Annotated in this window: 19 protein-coding genes; 7 read left to right on the forward strand and 12 right to left on the reverse strand. The window is 71.2% G+C overall.

Annotated features, from left to right (window positions below; genetic code table 11):
• Positions 1-179: 179 nt before the first annotated feature.
• Genes Q1B24_RS04955 through Q1B24_RS04975 form a run of 5 tightly spaced genes read right to left on the reverse strand, consistent with a single transcriptional unit; the run spans position 180 to position 3940 of the window.
• Positions 180-1349, reverse strand: a complete 1170-nt coding sequence (locus Q1B24_RS04955; RefSeq protein ID WP_299924077.1) for a GAF domain-containing sensor histidine kinase — start codon at positions 1347-1349, stop codon at positions 180-182.
• Positions 1346-1918, reverse strand: a complete 573-nt coding sequence (locus Q1B24_RS04960) for a hypothetical protein (protein WP_299924080.1) — start codon at positions 1916-1918, stop codon at positions 1346-1348. The genes Q1B24_RS04955 and Q1B24_RS04960 overlap by 4 nt, the downstream gene beginning before the upstream one ends.
• A gap of 12 nt (positions 1919-1930) precedes the next feature.
• Complete coding sequence (htpX, locus tag Q1B24_RS04965) at positions 1931-2845, reverse strand: zinc metalloprotease HtpX (protein ID WP_299924082.1); 915 nt, start codon at positions 2843-2845, stop codon at positions 1931-1933.
• 13 nt (positions 2846-2858) lie between these two features.
• A complete protein-coding gene (locus Q1B24_RS04970) occupies positions 2859-3137 on the reverse strand; it encodes a hypothetical protein (RefSeq protein ID WP_299924085.1) in 279 nt (92 codons plus the stop codon).
• A complete protein-coding gene (locus tag Q1B24_RS04975) occupies positions 3134-3940 on the reverse strand; it encodes a PspA/IM30 family protein (protein ID WP_366916427.1) in 807 nt (268 codons plus the stop codon). The genes Q1B24_RS04970 and Q1B24_RS04975 overlap by 4 nt, the downstream gene beginning before the upstream one ends.
• Positions 3941-4133: 193 nt before the next feature.
• Here Q1B24_RS04975 and Q1B24_RS04980 point away from each other — a divergent pair, with 193 nt between their 5' ends.
• The 5 genes from Q1B24_RS04980 to Q1B24_RS05000 all read left to right on the forward strand — a co-directional run bounded on the left by Q1B24_RS04980 (position 4134) and on the right by Q1B24_RS05000 (position 6713).
• Positions 4134-4715: a DUF3043 domain-containing protein gene (locus Q1B24_RS04980; protein WP_299924087.1), complete on the forward strand. Its 582-nt coding sequence runs from the start codon at positions 4134-4136 to the stop codon at positions 4713-4715.
• Positions 4716-4725: 10 nt separating this feature from the next.
• On the forward strand, positions 4726-5295 hold the full coding sequence (locus Q1B24_RS04985; protein ID WP_299924090.1) for a GNAT family N-acetyltransferase: 570 nt from the start codon (positions 4726-4728) through the stop codon (positions 5293-5295).
• A 117-nt stretch (positions 5296-5412) separates the two neighbouring features.
• A complete protein-coding gene (locus tag Q1B24_RS04990) occupies positions 5413-5640 on the forward strand; it encodes a hypothetical protein (RefSeq protein WP_299924093.1) in 228 nt (75 codons plus the stop codon).
• Between the two features lie 45 nt (positions 5641-5685).
• A complete protein-coding gene (locus tag Q1B24_RS04995; RefSeq protein WP_299924096.1) occupies positions 5686-6417 on the forward strand; it encodes an AzlC family ABC transporter permease in 732 nt (243 codons plus the stop codon).
• Entirely contained in the window at positions 6417-6713 is a 297-nt protein-coding gene (locus Q1B24_RS05000; protein ID WP_299924099.1) for an AzlD domain-containing protein, read from the forward strand. Before Q1B24_RS04995 ends, Q1B24_RS05000 begins: the two co-directional genes overlap by 1 nt.
• Before the next feature lie 156 nt (positions 6714-6869).
• Here Q1B24_RS05000 and dapB read toward each other — a convergent pair whose 3' ends face one another.
• A complete protein-coding gene (gene dapB / locus Q1B24_RS05005) occupies positions 6870-7637 on the reverse strand; it encodes a 4-hydroxy-tetrahydrodipicolinate reductase (protein ID WP_299924102.1) in 768 nt (255 codons plus the stop codon).
• 79 nt (positions 7638-7716) lie between these two features.
• On the opposite strand from dapB, the gene Q1B24_RS05010 reads away from it, so the two are divergent.
• Entirely contained in the window at positions 7717-8232 is a 516-nt protein-coding gene (locus tag Q1B24_RS05010; protein ID WP_299924105.1) for a class I SAM-dependent methyltransferase, read from the forward strand.
• A 199-nt stretch (positions 8233-8431) separates the two neighbouring features.
• On the opposite strand, the gene Q1B24_RS05015 is transcribed toward Q1B24_RS05010, so the two are convergent.
• From Q1B24_RS05015 to Q1B24_RS05030, 4 genes are all read right to left on the reverse strand, one after another.
• Entirely contained in the window at positions 8432-9745 is a 1314-nt protein-coding gene (locus tag Q1B24_RS05015) for a pitrilysin family protein (protein ID WP_299924108.1), read from the reverse strand.
• A 98-nt stretch (positions 9746-9843) separates the two neighbouring features.
• Positions 9844-12081, reverse strand: coding sequence for a polyribonucleotide nucleotidyltransferase (locus Q1B24_RS05020; protein WP_299924111.1), 2238 nt, complete (start codon positions 12079-12081; stop codon positions 9844-9846).
• Positions 12082-12423: 342 nt separating this feature from the next.
• Positions 12424-12699 carry a 30S ribosomal protein S15 gene (gene rpsO / locus Q1B24_RS05025; RefSeq protein WP_056906479.1) on the reverse strand — a complete coding sequence of 92 codons (276 nt, stop codon included), beginning with the start codon at positions 12697-12699 and terminating at the stop codon, positions 12424-12426.
• Positions 12700-12871: 172 nt separating this feature from the next.
• Positions 12872-13138: a DUF6458 family protein gene (locus Q1B24_RS05030; RefSeq protein WP_299924122.1), complete on the reverse strand. Its 267-nt coding sequence runs from the start codon at positions 13136-13138 to the stop codon at positions 12872-12874.
• Between the two features lie 130 nt (positions 13139-13268).
• On the opposite strand from Q1B24_RS05030, the gene Q1B24_RS05035 reads away from it, so the two are divergent.
• Complete coding sequence (locus Q1B24_RS05035; RefSeq protein WP_299924125.1) at positions 13269-15419, forward strand: molybdopterin-dependent oxidoreductase; 2151 nt, start codon at positions 13269-13271, stop codon at positions 15417-15419.
• 118 nt (positions 15420-15537) lie between these two features.
• On the opposite strand, the gene Q1B24_RS05040 is transcribed toward Q1B24_RS05035, so the two are convergent.
• Together Q1B24_RS05040 and Q1B24_RS05045 are read right to left on the reverse strand one after the other, a co-directional pair.
• Positions 15538-15972, reverse strand: coding sequence for a PTS sugar transporter subunit IIA (locus Q1B24_RS05040; RefSeq protein ID WP_299924128.1), 435 nt, complete (start codon positions 15970-15972; stop codon positions 15538-15540).
• 158 nt (positions 15973-16130) lie between these two features.
• Positions 16131-17648 (reverse strand): PTS mannitol transporter subunit IICB, encoded by a 1518-nt coding sequence (locus Q1B24_RS05045; RefSeq protein ID WP_299924131.1) that lies wholly within the window; start codon positions 17646-17648, stop codon positions 16131-16133.
• Between the last annotated feature and the right edge of the window lie 92 nt (positions 17649-17740).

The raw sequence follows: 17740 nt of genomic DNA on the forward strand, positions 1-17740 counted from the left end.
GGCGGACTTCCCCTACCAGTGGCGGACTCCCCGCCCGAGCGGGGAGTCCGCCACTTTGCGGCCGTTACAACGGCCTCGAGGTGTCGGACTTCCCCCACGAGTACGCGCAGGGCGCCGTCGCGGCCCCAGAGCCGGGCCGGGAGGGGATCCGCCGGAGTCCGGCGAGCGCCTGGACCCGCTCAGGCGTCGGCGCGGGGCAGCTCGAACCAGAACACGGACCCGCCGCCCTCGCGGCCGTCGACCCCCATCCGACCCCCGTGGGCCTCGACGATGCGGCGACAGGTCGCCAGCCCGATGCCGGAGCCCTCGACGGTCTTGTCGAGGCGGGCGAGCGGCGCGAAGACCCGTTCGCGCTTGCCCTCCGGGATCCCGCGGCCACGGTCGCGCACCTCGATCCGGTGGTGGCCGTCGATCGGCACCGAGTCCACCTCGATCTCGGGCTGCTCCCCGGGAACGGCGAACTTGGCTGCGTTGTCGATCAGGTTCATCAGCACCGACCGCAGCTGGGCGCCGTCGCCGCGCACGAGGGGCATCTCCCCGACGTCCACCCGCTCCCGGGCGAGCCGCCCGGCGAGGTCGTCGAGCGCCGATCGCAGCTCCACGGCGAGGTTCACGACGTCCTCACCGGGGGCCTCGCCCTGCTGCGCGAACTCGAGCAGGTTGTTGATCAGGTCGGTCATCCGGTCCACCCCGCGACGGGCGCGGGCCAGCGTGTCGAGCTGGTCGGGCTCCTCGACGTCGAGCTCGAGCGTCTCGAGCGACAGTGAGATCGACGTCAGGGGGTTCTTGAGGTCGTGGCTGACCTGCCCGGCGAAGTGGGCCAGGCGCTGGTTCGAGGTGCTGAGCCGGTCGTTGGCCTCGCTGAGCCGGCGCGAGGCGAGCTCGAGCTCGAGGACGTCGACCACGCGGTCGGCCAGCTGGGCCAGCCCTCGTGCGGCCTCCGGGGTCACCTCGTGGCTGCGGTCGTCGAAGACGCAGAGCGTGCCGATCGTGACACCGGCCGGCGTGGTGAGCGGGTGGGAGCCGTAGTACTTCACCTCGGCGATCTCGCCGGTCGTCCACGGGTTCTCGGCGAACCGCACGTCCTCACCGGCGTCCTCGAGCATGATCGGCCGGCCGGCCTCCACCACCAGCCGGCACATCGAGTGGTCGATCGGTGACTCCGTGCCCTCGAAACCGGCCGTCGCGACCTGGTGCTGCGAGTGGGAGCTCAGCAGGTTGACCGCGGCGAAGGGCACGCCGGCCACCTGGGCGGCGAGCTGCACGAGGGAGTCGAGCTCCCGGCGCGGCCGACCGTCGAGGACGTCGTACGCCGCGAGCGAGCGGTCGCGGGTCTCGCCGGGGTTCACAGGCCGGGGGCCTTCCACACCGCCAGCCACCTCTGCAGGTCGGGCTCCATCGGCAGCTCCTCTCCCAGCAGGTCACGCACGGACAGCTCGAGCAGCGTGTCACGCGTCTGCTCCCCGGTGGGGGCGAACGGGTAGAACGTGCCCTGCTTGTAGAGGTAGGTCAGGCCGAACCGCTGGCCGGACGCGTTGGCGAACGGCACCAGCGAGCACAGCAGCCCGGACTCGAAGCCGTTGAGCTCGAGCGTGGTGTTGACGGCGTGGAGGTCGGTGCACAGGCCGGGCATGTCGCCCTTGTCGCCCTCGACGACGAGCCAGGTGAAGCCGAAGTCGTCCTGGGTGACCTCGACGTCGGGCGCCTCGGCGTCGTCCCGGATCAGCGCGAGCACATCGGCCTGGGTCTGCGCGAAGGCGGCGCCGGCGGCTGAGCGGTAGCACACGGACCCGGTGCCGGTGGGCTCGAAGCCCAGTGCGGTCTGCAGCGTGATCGCCGCGCTCGGCACGTGGAACAGCGCGTCGAGGTTGTTGCGCTTGGGCTGCGTCCGACCACGCATCGCCTCCCACAGTCCCATGTCGCCTCGCCCTCAGCCGGTCGGCCGGCTGAGCTCGGCCTGGATGCGCGCCAGCTGCTCGAGCCGCTGCTGCAGCGGCGGGTGCGTCGCCATCAGGCCGCCCAGCCCGCCGTGGAGCGCGGGGACGATGCACAGCGCGCTCGCGGCGCCTGCTGCGCTGCTCGCGCGCAGGTCGCGCTGCGGGGTCGCGGCGCCCTCACCGCTGATCTTCTGCAGGGCGCTGGCCAGCGCACCGGGCTTGAGCGTGAGGTAGGCACCGGCCCGGTCGGCGCTCATCTCGCGGTAGCGCGAGAGCAGGCGCAGCAGCACGAAGCTGACGGCGTAGACGACGATGCTGACGACGACCGCCACCAGGAGGGCGGGCAGCGCGCTGTTGTTGCGCGAGCGGCTCATCCCGCCGAACTGGGCGAAGCGCATCAGCAGCCCAGCGGCGATGCCGGCCGAGGACGCGACGGTCATCACGAGCACGTCGCGGTGGGCGACGTGGCTCAGCTCGTGGGCCAGCACGGCCTCGAGCTCCTCGGTGTCGAGGGTCTGCAGGATGCCGGTCGTCACGCACACGACGGCACGCTCGGGCGAGCGACCGGTGGCGAAGGCGTTGGGCATGTCGAGCTGGGACACGCCGACGCGCGGCTTGGGCATGTCGGCGAGCGCGCAGAGCCGGTCGATCATGCCGTGCAGCTCCGGTGCCTCCTCCGGCGTCACCTCGCGTGCACGCATCGCGCGCATGGCGACCTTGTCGGAGCTCCACCACTGCCAGAACGCCATGCCGATCGCGATGACCGCGACGAGCACGGCGCCGCCGGGGCTCCTGACGAACGCCATGACGGTCACCACGAGCCCGACGAACAGCGCGCCGAGCAGGAACATGGTGAGGGTCATCCGGGCGGTCAGCCCGGAGTCCTTGATGAAGCGTGAGGTGGCCACCGCTCGTGGCGTCTCAGCCGGGGATGAGGCCGTCGTCGCCCAGGAGCTCGCGGACCTCGTCGATCGTCGCGTCGGGCGGCGGCAGGATCATGTCGGACTCGTCGAGCGAGTCGAGGGAGTGGTGGGTGCCGCTCGCGCGCACGGCCGACAGCAGCCCGTGCAGCGCGGTGCGGAACATGTCCTCGTCGCCGGACTCGATGGCCTGCTCGATCTGGTTGTCCAGGCCGTTGAGGGCGTCGAGCGCGTGGTCGTCGAGGTCGTACTGACCCTCGCCGAGGATGCGGACGATCATGCCCGTCCGCCCTCGCTGCCCGAGCCCTCGCCCTCGGTGCGTACGGCGTCGGGCTCGGCCGCGAGGATGTCGCCGCCCTCGTCACCGGACTCGATGGCCTGGGGGGTGCTGGCGGCCTTGAGCCGGGCCAGCTCGGCCTCCACGTCGGACCCGGAGCTGAGGGCGTCGAGCTCGCGCGTGATGTCGTCGCCGGCGTTGAGCTGCGAGGCGTCGTCGAGGGCGCCGGAGGCGATCAGCTCGTCGATGGCCTGGCCGCGCGCCTGCATCTGGGCGGTCTTGTCCTCGGCACGCTGGATGGCGAGGCCGACGTCGCCCATCTCCTCGCCGATGCCCGACATCGCCTCGCCGATGCGCGTCTGCGCCTCGGCCGCGGTGTAGGTGGCCTTGATGGTCTCCTTGCGGGTGCGGAAGGCCTCGACCTTGGCCTGCAGCCGCTGCTGCGCCAGGACGAGCTTCTCCTCCTCGCCCTGGAGCGTGGCCTGCTGCTCTTTGAGGGCGGTGATCTGCGAGGCGAGACCGGACTTGCGGGTCAGCGCCTCGCGGGCCAGGTCCTCACGACCGGCGCCGATGGCCTTCTCGGCCTGGCCCTGCAGCTTGGCGGCCTGCTGCTCGAGCTGGTTGACCTGGAGCTCGACGCGCTTGCGGCTCGTGGCGACGTCGGCCACGCCGCGACGGACCTTGGACAGGAGCTCGAGCTGGCGCTGGTAGCTGTAGTCGAGGGTCTCGCGGGGGTCCTCCGCCTTGTCCAGGGCCTTGTTGGCCTTGGAGCGGAAGATCAGGCTGATGCGCTTCATGAGACTCATCGGGGTGGAGACCCTCTCTTGGGCATGCGACTGGAGTGACGTTCTCACCCTAGGACCAATGGCAAGTGGGAGGTAGGGCAAGTCGGAGGTTGGGCGTCCCTCGACGCCGCGCCCGGCGGGTCGCGGCGATAGGCTGGCTCCACCACCAGATCCGCCCGTCCGTACCTCTCGTAGCCATGTGAAGGCAGCACGCGTGTTCCGTCGTACCAACTCCGAGCCGGAGACCCCCACCACCGACGACAAGGCGGGTGGCAAGGGTCGACCCACGCCCACGCGCAAGGAGGCCGAGGCAGCCGCCCGCGCCCGCGCCAAGGTGCCCCGCACGCGCAAGGAGCAGGCCGCGGCGCAGCGAGCCGCACGCGGCGACAGCTCCCGCAAGATGCGCGACGCGATGAAGACCGGCGACGAGCGCTACCTGCCCAGCCGTGACCGCGGTCCCGTACGCCGCTTCATCCGCGACTTCGTCGACTCGCGCTTCTCGTTCATCGAGCTGATGATCCCGCTGCTGATCGTGTCGATGATCCTCGGCTACTCCGGCAACAGCAGCATGGTCCAGCTCGGCAACACCGTCCTGTTCACCACGTTGCTCGTGATCGTGTTCGACATCGTGATGCTGCGCTTCCGCCTGCGCCGCGAGCTCGCTCGCCGCTTCCCCGACGAGCCGACCAAGGGCACCACGCTCTACGCCGCCATGCGCTCCCTGCAGATGAAGTTCCTGCGCCTGCCCAAGGCGCAGGTCAAGATCGGCGAGAAGCTCCCCGAGACCTATCGATGAGCGCACGCTGATGTCGCACCAGCACCCGCCGGCAGGCGGTGGCCCGAGCGCCGACGTGTCCGTACGCGTCGCCTGGGCCGACGACGCCGCGGCCATCGCGGCCGTCCAGGTCCGCGCGTGGCCCGACCTCTACGCCGGCCTGCTGCCGGCAGAGGTCCTCCCGACCGATGTCGACGCCGTGGCCGCGCAGTGGCGCGAGGCGATGTCGCGGCCCGCCGACGCCCGCAACCGGGTCCTCGTCGCCCTCGAGCGCAACCGCGTGGTGGGCTTCGCCCTGACCTCGCCGGCGGCCGACCCCGACTGCGACCCGGTGGCCGACGGCGAGCTCGCCGAGGTGACGCTCGACCCCGCCGAGCGGGCCAAGGGACACGGCTCCCGACTGCTCCAGGCGGCCGTCGACACGCTCGCTGCCGACCGCTTCACCCGGGCCGTCACCTGGGTCAACGCCGGCGACGACGCCCTGCGGACCTTCCTGACCGACGCCGGCTGGGCAGCCGACACCGCCCACCGCGAGCTCGACCTCGACGGCACCGGGGCGACCACCGTCAAGCAGGTGCGCCTCCACACCGCGATCGCCTGACGCCGACCCGGCCTGGGCGACCGATCCTGCAATCCACCCCTGAGGCGCTTGCTTTTCCTGTGACGCGCGTCACCATGGAGTGACCGGCCACCTCGCCGGCAGACCACGGGGGTCCAGATGCTAGGTCCGCTTCCCGCACTACACAGGTTCGTGCTCGTCATCGCCGCGCTCGTCGTCTGCGTCGGCATCGGTCTCTGGTTCGTCGCCGTTCCCGAGATCCCGCTCAACCTCCGCGTCGGGCTCGTCGCCGGGGCCACGGCCGGCGTCGCGGCGGGGTTCGTGCTGGTCCACGACTTCCACCAGCGGCAGGGCCGGACCGCTCGCGTACGCCGTCGTCTGCACTGAGGACGCGCCACCGGGAACGGCCGTGGCATGACCTAGCCTCGGGGCGTGTCCGACGCCGTCCTCGACCCCGGTGAGCGGAGCGCCATCGTCCGCGACAGCCTCGCCGTGGGGCTGGCCACCGGGGCCTACGGGCTCGGGTTCGGTGCCGTGTCGGTCGCCTCGGGCCTGAGCATCGCCCAGACGTGCGTCCTGTCCCTGCTGATGTTCACCGGGGCCAGCCAGTTCGCGCTCGTCGGTGTCGTGGCCGCGGGTGGCGCGCCTCTGTCGGGTGCGGCCACGGCACTGCTCCTCGGCACCCGCAACACCCTCTACGGCCTCCGGATGGCCCCGCTGCTGCGGTGGCGCGGGTGGCGGCGGGCGGCGGCCGCCCACGTGCTGATCGACGAGTCGACCGCGATGGGTGTCAGCCGCGGCACGAGGGAGGGCGTCCGGTTGGGCTTCCTCACCACCGGCGTCTCGGTCTTCGTCCTGTGGAACCTCGCGACCGCGGCCGGGGCGCTCGCCGGGGACGCCGTCGGCGACCCCCGGACCTTCGGCCTCGACGCGGCCGTCGGCGCCGCGTTCCTGGCCCTGCTCTGGCCCCGGCTGCGCGACCGTCGCAACGTCCTCGTCGCGGTGCTCGCCGCGGCGGTGGCGCTGACGATGGTGCCGATCACCGCTGCGGGCGTGCCGGTGCTGGCCGCGGGCGGTGTGGCCCTGCTCGTGGGGGTCATCGGGAAGAGGCAGGACCCGACCGAGGTTCCCGGTCCCGACGACGTCGCGGGGGGCCACCGCTGATGTGGACCGCTGTCCTGCTGGCCGGTGTCGGCTGCTACCTGCTCAAGCTCGCCGGGCTGTCGCTGCCCGAGCGGGTGCTCGAGCACCCCACGGTCGAGCGGGTGGCCGACCTCATCCCGGTGGCGCTGCTCGCCGCCCTGGTCGCCGTGCAGACGTTCTCGTCGGGCTCCGAGCTGACGCTCGACGCGCGGGCCCTCGGCCTCGGCTTCGCCGTGGTGGCGCTGCTGCTGCGGATGCCCTTCCTGGTCGTGGTCGTGGGGGCGTCGGTCGTGGCGGCTGTGACTCGCCTCGTCTGACGCCCCCACTCTCCCCGTGGATCGGCTGGGGTGGTCAGCCGACCGGGACGGCGCTCCAGGCGGCGGCCACAGCGTCGTGCTGGGCCGAGCCGGGGGCCCGAGCGGCCCCGCGTCCGACCAACGAACGGTCCTCGCGCCGGGTTACGCCGGCCGGGGTCAGCCGATGTCGAGGAAGGCGTCGAGCCCGACCGTCAGGCCCGGGTGGTCACCGATGGCGCGGATGCCCGTGAGCACGCCGGGGGTGAAGGAGACCCGGTCGAGCGAGTCGTGACGGATGGTCAGCGTCTCCCCCGCCGTGCCGAGCACGACCTCCTGGTGCGCGACCAGCCCGCGGACCCGCAGCCCGTGCACCCGGACGCCTTCGACGTCGGCGCCGCGAGCGCCGACGAGTCCGGTGGACGTCGCGTCGGGCATGGGGGCGCTGCCGGCCTCGCGGCGGGCCGCGGCGATCATCTCGGCCGTCCGCCGAGCGGTGCCGGAGGGGGCGTCGGCCTTGTCGGGGTGGTGCAGCTCGACGACCTCGACCGACTCGAAGAAGGGGGCGGCCTGCGCAGCGAAGCGCATCATCAGGATCGCTCCGATGGAGAAGTTGGGCGCGATGAGCACCCCGACCCCCGGCGCGTCGGCGAGCCAGGCCTCGAGCTGGTCGAGCCGCGACTCGTCGAAGCCCGTCGTGCCGACGACGGCGTGGATGCCGTGCTCGATGCAGAAGCGCAGGTTGTCCATCACGACGTCGGGGTGGGTGAAGTCCACGACGACCTCGGCACCTGCCCGGGCGAGCTCCTCGACGTCGTCGCCCGCGTCGACCGAGGCCACCAGCTCGGTGTCGGGCGCCGCCTCGACGGCCCGGCAGACCTCCGAGCCGACCTTGCCCCGCGCGCCCAGCACGCCGACCCGGACCTGTGCCTCGTCTCCAGTGCTCACGCGGCCAACCGTATCGGCCGCGCGTATCGGTGAGTGGCGGTGGCTGACTCGCGCACAGGCGTCTGGCAGGCTGTGGCCCATGCCTGCCTCGTCCATCCCGCCGCGCATCAAGTGGGCCGTCGACCTCATGGACGTCCAGCCGGGCGACCAGGTCCTCGAGATCGGCTGCGGCCCCGGAGCCGGCGCTGAGGCGATCTGCGCCCGGCTCGAGACCGGCAAGCTGTTCGCGATCGACCGGTCCGAGTCGGGCGTGGACCGCACCAAGCGCCGCAACCAGAAGTACGTCGACGCCGGCCGGCTCGTCGTACGCCAGATCGACCTGGCCACCCTGCGCGTCCCGGTCAAGCGCCTCAACAAGGTCTTCGCCTTCAACGTCAACCTGTTCTGGGTCCGCGCCTGCGAGGACGAGGTCGCCCTGCTCCACGAGCGGGTCGTCCCCGGCGGTGCGGTCTACCTCTTCTATGAGGCCGCCCGCCCCGAGCTGGTGCCCAACATCGTGAAGAAGGCCTCCGAGAACCTCCTGCGCGGCGGCTTCCGGGTCAGCGTCGTGGAGCAGAAGGCTCCCCCGGTCATCGGGATCATCGCGCGCAGGTGAGCGCAGCACGGAGCGCAGCGACGGACTGCGCTGATGGTGGTTGAGCAAGCGGCACGGCTGAGCTTGCGAAGCCGTGACCCGCGTGTCGAAACCCGGAGAGCCGAGAAGCAGCCCCAGCCCAAGCGGGCCTTGGTTTCGACACGCTCGCTTCGCTCGCTGCTCAACCAGCGGCAGGCACGCTCAACCAGCGGCGAACGGGTCAACCAGCAGCGGCCGGGCCGACCACCGCGAGCAGCTCGGGCTGGGTGAACAGCTCGTGCGCGAGGGCGGCGACGTCCTCGGTCGTGACGGCCTCGATGCGCGCGACGACCTCGTCGATGGTGAGCAGCTCGTCGTGGACGAGCTCGACCTTGCCGATGCGCGACATCCGCGAGCCGGAGTCCTCGAGCCCGAGCACCAGGCCGCCCTTGAGCTGGCCCTTGCCGCGCTCGACCTCCTCGTCGGTCAGCCCCTCGGCCGCGACCTTGGCGAGCTCGTTGCGCACGGTCTCCAGCACGGCGTCGTACTTGCCCGGCAGGCAGCCGACCGAGACCCCCACGACGCCGGCGTCGGCGTGGTGGGTGGCGAAGGAGTAGACCGAGTAGGCCAGGCCGCGCAGCTCGCGCACCTCCTGGAACATCCGCGACGAGGTGCCACCGCCGAGGGCCGTGTTGAGCACGCCGAGGGTGTAGCGGCGCGGGTCGGTGCGGGTCAGTCCCTTGACACCCAGGACGAGGTTGACCTGCTCCTGCGGACGCACGGTGCGCGTCTCGCCGGGCTGCACCTTGCGGGCGCGCTCGGACTGCTCCGACGGGGTCGGGTCGGCCTCGCCCTCGAGGAAACCGCCGCGACCGAAGGCCTGGCGGACCTGTCGTACGACGGTCGCGTGGTCGACGTTGCCGGCGACGGACACGACCATGTTGTCGGGGCGGTAGTGGCGCCGGTAGAAGCGGTGGATCTGCGCCCGCGTCAGCGCGGTGATCGAGGCCTCGGTGCCGGCGATCGGACGACCGAGCGGGGTGTCGCCCCACGCCTGCTGCGCGAACAGGTTGTGCACCACGTCGTCGGGGTCGTCGTCGTGCATCGCGATCTCGTCGAGGATGACGTCGCGCTCGGCCTCCACGTCGGCCGCGGCGATCGTCGAGGCGGTCACCATGTCGCCGAGCACGTCGACCGCGGTGCCGAGGTCCTCGTCGAGGACCCGCGCGTGGTAGACGGTGTACTCCTTGGTGGTGAAGGCGTTGAACTCCCCTCCTACCGCGTCGAGCGCCACGGAGATGTCCATCGCCGTGCGCTCCGGGGTGCCCTTGAAGAGCAGGTGCTCGAGGAAGTGCGAGCAGCCGTGCAGCGCGGGCGTCTCGTCGCGTGAGCCGACCGCGACCCACACGCCGATGCTCGCCGACCGGGTGCCGGCCATCTGCTCGGTGACGACCCGCAGGCCGCTGGGCAGGACCGTACGTCGTACGCGTGAGGTGACGGCGCCGTCGGCGTCCTTCACCGTGTGGAGGGTGCGGGTGGTGCCGTTCTTCTGCACGAAGGTCCTTCCGGGCGGAGCATGGGTGGAACGGGGTGAAGCGCCACGACCGGCCGGCCTGACGGCCGACCGGTCGTGGATGGAGCAGGAGCGTCAGGTCACTCGGCGTCCGTGGCCTCGGGGGCGTCGGCGGACTCCTCGGAGCCGGCCTCGTCCTCCTCGACGACGGGAACCAGCGACAGCTTGCCGCGGTCGTCGATCTCGGCGATCTTGACCTGGACCTTCTGGCCCACGGCCAGGACGTCCTCGACGGCCTCGACGCGCTTGCCGCCGGCGAGGGAGCGCAGCTTGCTGATGTGCAGCAGGCCGTCCTTGCCAGGCATCAGCGAGACGAAGGCACCGAAGTTGGTCGTCTTCACGACGGTGCCGAGGTAGCGCTCGCCGACCTCGGGCATCGTCGGGTTGGCGATCGCGTTGACCGCGGCCTTGGCAGCCTCGGCGGCCTCACCGTTGGTCGCACCGATGTAGACCGTGCCGTCGTCCTCGATGGACAGCGTCGCGCCCGTGTCGTCCTGGATCTGGTTGATGACCTTGCCCTTGGGCCCGATGACCTCGCCGATCTTGTCGACGGGCACGCGCACGGTGATGATGCGCGGCGCGTGCACCGACATCTCCTCGGGCGCGTCGATGGCCTCGGCCATCACGTCGAGGATCGCCAGGCGCGCGTCGCGTGCCTGGGTCAGCGCGGCGGCCAGGACCTCGGCGGGGATGCCGTCGAGCTTGGTGTCGAGCTGGAGGGCCGTGACGAACTCGCGGGTGCCGGCGACCTTGAAGTCCATGTCGCCGAACGCGTCCTCGGCGCCGAGGATGTCGGTGAGCGCGACGTACTGGGTCTCGCCGTCGATCTCACCGGAGATGAGGCCCATCGCGATGCCGGCGACGGAGGCCTTGAGCGGCACACCGGCCTGCAGCAGCGACAGGGTCGAGGCGCAGACCGAGCCCATCGAGGTGGAGCCGTTGGAGCCCATGGCCTCGGAGAGCTGGCGGATCGCGTAGGGGAACTCCTCGCGGGTGGGCAGGACGGGCAGCAGCGCGCGGCGCGCCAGGGCGCCGTGGCCGACCTCGCGACGCTTGGGCGAGCCCACGCGGCCGGTCTCGCCGGTGGAGAACGGCGGGAAGACGTACTTGTGCATGTAGCGACGGTGCTTCTCCGGCGACAGCGTGTCGAGCTGCTGCTCCATCTTGAGCATGTCGAGGGTGGTGACACCCAGGATCTGGGTCTCGCCGCGCTCGAACAGCGCGGAGCCGTGGACGCGCGGGATCACGTCGACCTCGGCATGCAGCGGACGGATGTCGGCGAGGCCGCGGCCGTCGATGCGGACCTTGTCGCGCAGGACGCGCTCGCGCACGACGTTCTTGGTGACCGAGCGGAACGCGGCGCCGAGCTCCTTCTCGCGACCCTCGAACTGGTCGGCGAGCTTCTCGAGCAGGGCGACCTTGAGCTCGTCGGTGCGCGACTCGCGCTCCTGCTTGTCGCCGATCTGCATGGCGGCGGTCAGGTCGTCCTTCGCGGCGGCCTCGACGGCGGCGTAGACGTCGTCCTCGTAGTCGAGGAAGACCGGGAAGTCCTGGACCGGCTTGGCGGCCTCGGCGGCGAGCTGGGCCTGCGCCTCGACCAGCTGCTTGATGAAGGGCTTCGCGGCGTCGAGACCGCTGGCCACGACCTCCTCGGTCGGCGCCTGGGCGCCACCCTGGATGAGGGCGATGGTCTCCTCGGGAGCCTCGGCCTCGACCATCATGATGGCGACGTCACCGGTGTCGGTGACGCGACCGGCGACGACCATGTCGAAGACGGCCGACTCGAGCTGCGAGTGGCTCGGGAAGGCCACCCACTGGCCGTCGATGAGCGCCACGCGGACGCCGCCGACGGGGCCGGAGAACGGCAGGCCCGAGAGCTGGGTGGACAGCGACGCGGCGTTGATGGCCAGCACGTCGTAGGGCTGGTCGGGGTCGAGCGCCATGACGGTGATGACGACCTGGACCTCGTTGCGCAGGCCCTTCTTGAAGGTCGGGCGCAGCGGGCGGTCGATGAGGCGGCAGGTGAGGATCGCGTCCTCGCCCGGGCGACCCTCGGAGCGGAAGAAGGAGCCGGGGATCTGGCCCACGGCGTACATCCGCTCCTCGACGTCGATGGTCAGGGGGAAGAAGTCGAAGTGGTCCTTCGGCGTCTTGCCCGCGGTCGTCGCCGAGAGCAGCATGGTCTCGTCGTCGAGGTAGGCCGTGACGGAGCCGGCGGCCTGACGGGCCAGCAGGCCGGTCTCGAACTTGACGGTGCGCTGGCCGAACTTGCCGTTGTCGAGGACGGTCTCGACAGCGGAGATGATGGGTTCACTCATGGAAGCAGGATCCTGCTTTCTCTTCGCGGAGCGATCCGCGGCGTCCACCCCTCATGTGGTGGACCATCGAAGGTCCCGCGGGGCCGGTCTTCGATCGAGGCCCGCAGATCTGCCAGCCGGGGGCTGGGGATCTGAAGGCCACTACCGAGGACCGGGCGACGAGGCGGGTCGCTCCTGTTGGGTGTGTATGAAGTTATGTGCTCACGATAGCCATGTGCCAGGCCACACCCGACTGAGCGGCGTCAGGGGCGTGGCCTGGCAAGGCGGAGGAGCGAAGGCGACCTGGGAGCGAAGCGGTCGTCGAGCGACGACAACGCAGCCAGGACGCGGCCATGGCGTCGCTCAGCGGCGGAGGCCGAGGCGCTCGACGATGGAGCGGTAGCGCTCGATCTCCGTCTTCTGGAGGTAGTTGAGCAGGCGACGGCGCTGGCCGACCAGGAGCAGCAGTCCACGACGGCTGTGGTGGTCGTGCTTGTGCGTCTTGAGGTGCTCGGTGAGGTGCGAGATGCGGTGGCTGAGCAGCGCGATCTGGACCTCGGGGGAACCGGTGTCACCCTCGGTCAGGGCGTACTCGGCGATGATCTTCTTCTTGGTCTCCGCGTCGGTACCAATCGACATGGGGGCTCCTTCGGTTCTCGTTGCGCGGCGCGCCCGGGCCTGTTCACCGGGGCACTCTGGTTCCGCGGCCGTCGTGACGGCGTCGTCGCCCTGCTGGGCAACCGCAGAATCATATCGAGACGCTGGACCACGGGCCCAATCCGCGCCGCGCGACGAGAGACCTACGAGCGGCTCAGACGGCCGGCGGGGCCGGCGGGTCGGACTCGCTGGTGCGCTGCGTCGAGGCCTGGCGGCCCTGCGCGTCGGTCGTGGTGGCGGTGGTGGTGTGGCGCCGCTTGGTGTTCTGCTGGACCATCGTCAACACGAGCCAGAGCACGCCGGCGACGACGAGGATCCAGCCCAGCGTGATGACCTCGAGGGGACCCACCTGCTGCTCGTTGAAGGCGAGCGCCAGGACCAGTCCGATGACGATGAGGCCGATCGGCCCTCCGTAACCCATGTCGTGCTCCGTTCTGTCGGGGATGCCGCCCGGCGACCGAGGCGGTCTGGACCGGGCGGGGCAGAGTCTGGCGCGTGACCGGTCCGATGTCATCCCCCCGCGGGGGGGGCGACGTGCGACGATCGCTCGCATGGAGAAGCGCATCGGCGTCTGCAACCTCTGCGAGGCGATCTGCGGCCTCGAGCTGACGATCGAGGGACGTGAGGTCGTCGGGGTGCGCGGCAACAAGGCCGATCCCCTCTCCCGCGGGCACGTCTGCCCCAAGGGGGTCGCGATCGCCGACGTGTACGCCGACCCCGACCGGCTGCGTCGACCCGTGCGCCGCGTCGGCGAGGGCGCAGACGCCCGGTGGGAGGAGATCGGCTGGGACGAGGCGTTCGACCTCGTCGCCGACCACCTCGCGCGCGTGATCAACGAGCACGGTGACGACGCGCTCGGCGTCTACCTCGGCAACCCCAACGCCCACAGCCTGGGGTCGATGACGCACGGCACCGCGATGTTCAAGTCGTTCCGCACCAGGAACCGCTACTCCGCCACCTCGGTCGACCAGCTCCCCCACCAGCTCGTCGCCCACCTCGTCTTCGGCCACCAGCTCTTCCTGCCGATCCCCGACATCGACCGCACCTCGTGGTTCCTGGTGGTCGGTGGCAACCCGATGGCCTCCAACGGCTCCCTGATGACGGTCCCCGACTTCCCGCAGCGGGTGCGCGACCTGCGGGCGCGCGGCGGCAGGATGGTCGTCCTCGACCCGCGCCGCACCGAGACCGCGAAGGTCGCCGACGAGCACCACTTCGTCCGGCCGGGCACCGACGCGTGGGTGCTGCTCGCGATGCTGCACGTCCTCACCACCGAGGCCTCCCCCGACGCCGCCCCCGACACCGCCCCCGACACCGCGCCCACCGTGCCGTCGTACGTCGACGGGCTCGACACGGTCGTCGCGCTCGTCGCCGACTTCACCCCCGAGCGCGCCGAGGCGATGAGCGGGCTGCCGGCCGCGGAGGTCCGCCGGCTCGCGCGCGAGCTGGCGGCCGCCGAGTCCGGCGTCGTCTACAGCCGGATCGGGGTGTCCGCCGGCCCGTGGGGCACGGTGTGCCAGTGGGCGGTCACCTGCCTCAACGTCATCACCGGCAACCTCGACCGGCCCGGCGGGGCCATGTTCACCACGCCGGCCATCGACGCCGTCGGCACCGGTCTCATCGGGCGCGGGCACCACGACGCATGGCGCTCGCGGGTCCGCGGGCTCCCGGAGACCGCGGGCGAGCTGCCGGTGGCGGCGCTGCGCGAGGAGATCGAGACGCCCGGCGAGGGCCAGGTGCGCGCCCTGCTCACGGTGGCGGGCAACCCGGTCCTGTCGACACCCGACGGCGCGAGGCTCGACGCCGCGCTGCCCGGCCTCGACTTCATGGCGGCGGTGGACATCTACGTCAACGAGACCACCCGGCACGCCGACGTGATCCTGCCGCCGACCACCGCGCTCGAGCGCGACCACTACGACCTGGTCTTCCACCTCCTGGCCGTGCGCAACACGGCCCGGTTCACCCCCGCGGTGTTCGAGAAGGAGGCCGACCAGCGCCACGACTGGCAGATCTTCCGCGAGATCACCCTCCGCACGGCCGCTCGTCTGGAGCGCAAGGCCCCGCTCAAGAAGCGGCTCGTCCAGCGCGCCCGGCTGACCGCCAGCCCGACCTTCCTGATCGGGCAGCTGCTGCGCCGGGGGTCGAGCGGGGTGACGCTCACCAAGCTGCGGGCCCGACCCGCCGGCATCGACCTCGGCCCGCTGCGGGGCGGCCAGCTGCCGGGCCGTCTCCCGGCGCGCAGCAAGCGCGTGGACCTGGCGCCCGCGCTCGTGGTGGCGGACGTCGCGAGGCTCGCCGCCGTACCCGTTCCCACCGGTGACGAGCTGGTCCTGATCGGGCGTCGCCACCAGCGCGACTGCAACTCATGGATGCACAACTCCGAGCGGCTGACGCGCGGCCGGCCGCGCCACCAGCTGTTGATGAACCCCGACGACCTGGCGCGGCGCGCCATCGCCGACGGCTCCCGGGTGCGCGTGACGTCGCGCGTCGGGTCGGTCGAGGTCGAGGTGGCCGCGTCCGAGGACCTGATGCCGGGCGTGGTGTCCCTCCCCCACGGCTACGGGCACGCGGCGGAGGGCGTCCTGATGTCACGCAGCCGCGAGGTCCCGGGCGTCTCGGTCAACGACCTCACCGACCCCGAGCTGCTCGACGTGTCGGGCAACGCCGCGCTCAACGGCGTACCGGTCGCGGTCACCGCCTGCTGAGCACCGCCCCTCCCGGTAACTGCCCGAAATGACCACTCCCGCCCCATCGGCGGGGGCGCGAGTGGTCGTTCGGACCCGTTACCGGGACCGCTGGGATGCGGAGGTGCTGCGCCGTACGTCAGGCGCTGACGTCGCCGAGCACGGCGAGGACGTCGTCGGGGGTCTGTGCGGCGTCGAGCGCAGCGATGCTGGCGTCGTCGGTGAAGGCACCGGCCAGCGCCTGCAGCACGGTCAGGTGGTCGTCTCCCGCGCCGGCGATCCCGACGACGTAGCGGGCCGGGCTGCCCTTCCAGTCGATCGGCTCGTCGTAGCGCACGAACGAGATCGCGGTGTGGCGGATCAGCGTCTTCGCCTCGTTGGTGCCGTGCGGGATGGCGAGGCCGTTGCCCATGAACGTGGACACCGAGGTCTCCCGCTCGTGCATGGCGTCGACGTAGGCCTCGTCGACCGCGCCGCTCGCGACCAGCAGCCGTCCGGCCTCGGTGATCGCTGCGTCACGGTCCGTGGCCTGGCCACCGAGCACGATGGCCTCCCTGCTCAGTACGTCACTCATCTGGCGTCCCTCTTCCTCGCAGTGTCGGTTGGGTGGAGCTCAGTCGGTGGGGTGGAACTCATGAGACCACACGCGCGCGGCGGCGGGTCGTGGTCGGAGGTCGAGCCCGGCCCCCGCGGGGAGGGCCGGGCTCGACCGTCGGACCCTGACGCGGAGCGTCAGGTCGGGTTGTTGTCGCGGACCATCGCCACGATCTCGTCGTAGCGGGGACTGGCCATGAAGTTGTCGACCGAGACGTGCTCGGCGGACGGTGTCTTCTGGCGTGCCCGGTCGGTGAGGTCCTGGTGGCTGACCACGAGGTCGTAGCTGTCGTCGAGGTTGGCGATGGCCTTGTTGACGACCGTGACCTCCGGGTGTCCGGCGTCCTGGATCTTCTTGCGGAGCACGGAGGCTCCCATCGCCGAGGACCCCATCCCCGCGTCGCAGGCGAAGACGATGTTGCGGATCTCGCGGGTGGCGGTGGCGGTGGCGGTGGCAGCGGCGGCCGCGCCACCGGTCAGGGTGCTGGCGACCGACGACTTCTTGCCCTTGTTGGCCTCCATCTGGGCGGTCGCGGCGCTCAGGTCACCCTCGTCCTCGCTCTTGTCCATCTTCAGCAGCAACGCAGCCACGACGAGGGTGACGGCAGCGGCACCGAAGACGCCGAGCGTGACCCCGAGGTAGTCACCCCTCGCCGTCTGGGCGTAGACGGCGAAGATCGAGCCCGGGGCCGCCGGTGCGCGGAGACCCACGTCGAAGGCCACGTTGATCGCGACACCGGTCATGCCGCCGGCGACCATGGCGAGGATCAGGCGCGGCTTCATCAGCACGTAGGGGAAGTAGATCTCGTGGATGCCGCCGAAGAACTGGATGATCGCGGCACCCGGGGCGGTCGCCCTCGGCACACCGCGGCCGAAGAACGTGTAGGCGAGCAGCAGGCCGAGGCCCGGGCCGGGGTTCGCCTCGAGCAGGAACAGCACGGACTTGCCGGACTCGGCGGCCTCGGCGAGACCCAGTGGCGTGAGCACGCCGTGGTTGATCGCGTTGTTGAGGAAGAAGACCTTCGCCGGCTCGATGACGAGCGAGGTCAGCGGCAGCAGGTTGTTGTCGACGAGCCACTCGACCGCGTTGCCGAGGACCTCCATGACCTCGTTGACGATGGGCGCGACGACCCAGAACCCGACGATCGCCATCAGGAAGGCCACGATGCCGGCCGAGAACATGTTGACGAGCATCTCGAAGCCGACCTTGATCTTGCCGTCCCAGAGCGCGTCGACCCGCTTGATCGCGTAGGCCGACAGGGGGCCGAGGATCATCGCGCCGATGAACATGTGCACCTGACCGAGCGGGGCGGCGTCCGCGGGCAGGTCGGCGTTGAAGTTCGCCACCAGCAGGTCCGACCCGGCGATGGCACCCATCACCGCGAAGCCACCGACCACGGCACCGCGGTCGCCGTGGACCATGCGGCCGCCTGTTGCGGCGATGAGGATCGGCAGGGCGTAGTGGATGATCGGGCCGACCATCGTGGCCAGGTCGGCGTTGGGCAGCCAGCCGACGTCGATGACCAGGGCGGTGAGGAGTCCCCACGCGATCAGTGCCGGGATGTTCGGCATGATCATGTTGGAGAGGAACGTGCCGAACTTCTGAATGCGGACCCGCGCACCGGAACCGGTCGGGGCCGTGAATGTCGTGGCCATGCTGGTGTCCTCCAGTCGAACTCAGGGGGTGACCCCCATCACATGATGCCGTGATTAAACCGCACGTTCGGGCATGTTGCCAAGCATTCGGG

Source organism: uncultured Nocardioides sp. (genome assembly GCF_947488025.1).
Classification (GTDB): Bacteria; Actinomycetota; Actinomycetes; order Propionibacteriales; family Nocardioidaceae; genus Nocardioides.

Bases quoted from the DNA above. Each gene is read 5' to 3' on its own strand.
- Q1B24_RS04960 (WP_299924080.1), bottom strand. From the start codon at position 1,918: ATGGGACTGTGGGAGGCGATGCGTGGTCGGACGCAGCCCAAGCGCAAC.
- Q1B24_RS04970 (WP_299924085.1), bottom strand. From the start codon at position 3,137: ATGATCGTCCGCATCCTCGGCGAGGGTCAGTACGACCTCGACGACCAC.
- Q1B24_RS04975 (WP_366916427.1), bottom strand. From the start codon at position 3,940: ATGAGTCTCATGAAGCGCATCAGCCTGATCTTCCGCTCCAAGGCCAAC.
- Q1B24_RS04985 (WP_299924090.1), top strand. From the start codon at position 4,726: ATGTCGCACCAGCACCCGCCGGCAGGCGGTGGCCCGAGCGCCGACGTG.
- Q1B24_RS04990 (WP_299924093.1), top strand. From the start codon at position 5,413: ATGCTAGGTCCGCTTCCCGCACTACACAGGTTCGTGCTCGTCATCGCC.
- Q1B24_RS05000 (WP_299924099.1), top strand. From the start codon at position 6,417: ATGTGGACCGCTGTCCTGCTGGCCGGTGTCGGCTGCTACCTGCTCAAG.
- Q1B24_RS05010 (WP_299924105.1), top strand. From the start codon at position 7,717: ATGCCTGCCTCGTCCATCCCGCCGCGCATCAAGTGGGCCGTCGACCTC.
- Q1B24_RS05020 (WP_299924111.1), bottom strand. From the start codon at position 12,081: ATGAGTGAACCCATCATCTCCGCTGTCGAGACCGTCCTCGACAACGGC.
- rpsO (WP_056906479.1), bottom strand. From the start codon at position 12,699: ATGTCGATTGGTACCGACGCGGAGACCAAGAAGAAGATCATCGCCGAG.
- Q1B24_RS05030 (WP_299924122.1), bottom strand. From the start codon at position 13,138: ATGGGTTACGGAGGGCCGATCGGCCTCATCGTCATCGGACTGGTCCTG.
- Q1B24_RS05035 (WP_299924125.1), top strand. From the start codon at position 13,269: ATGGAGAAGCGCATCGGCGTCTGCAACCTCTGCGAGGCGATCTGCGGC.
- Q1B24_RS05040 (WP_299924128.1), bottom strand. From the start codon at position 15,972: ATGAGTGACGTACTGAGCAGGGAGGCCATCGTGCTCGGTGGCCAGGCC.
- Q1B24_RS05045 (WP_299924131.1), bottom strand. From the start codon at position 17,648: ATGGCCACGACATTCACGGCCCCGACCGGTTCCGGTGCGCGGGTCCGC.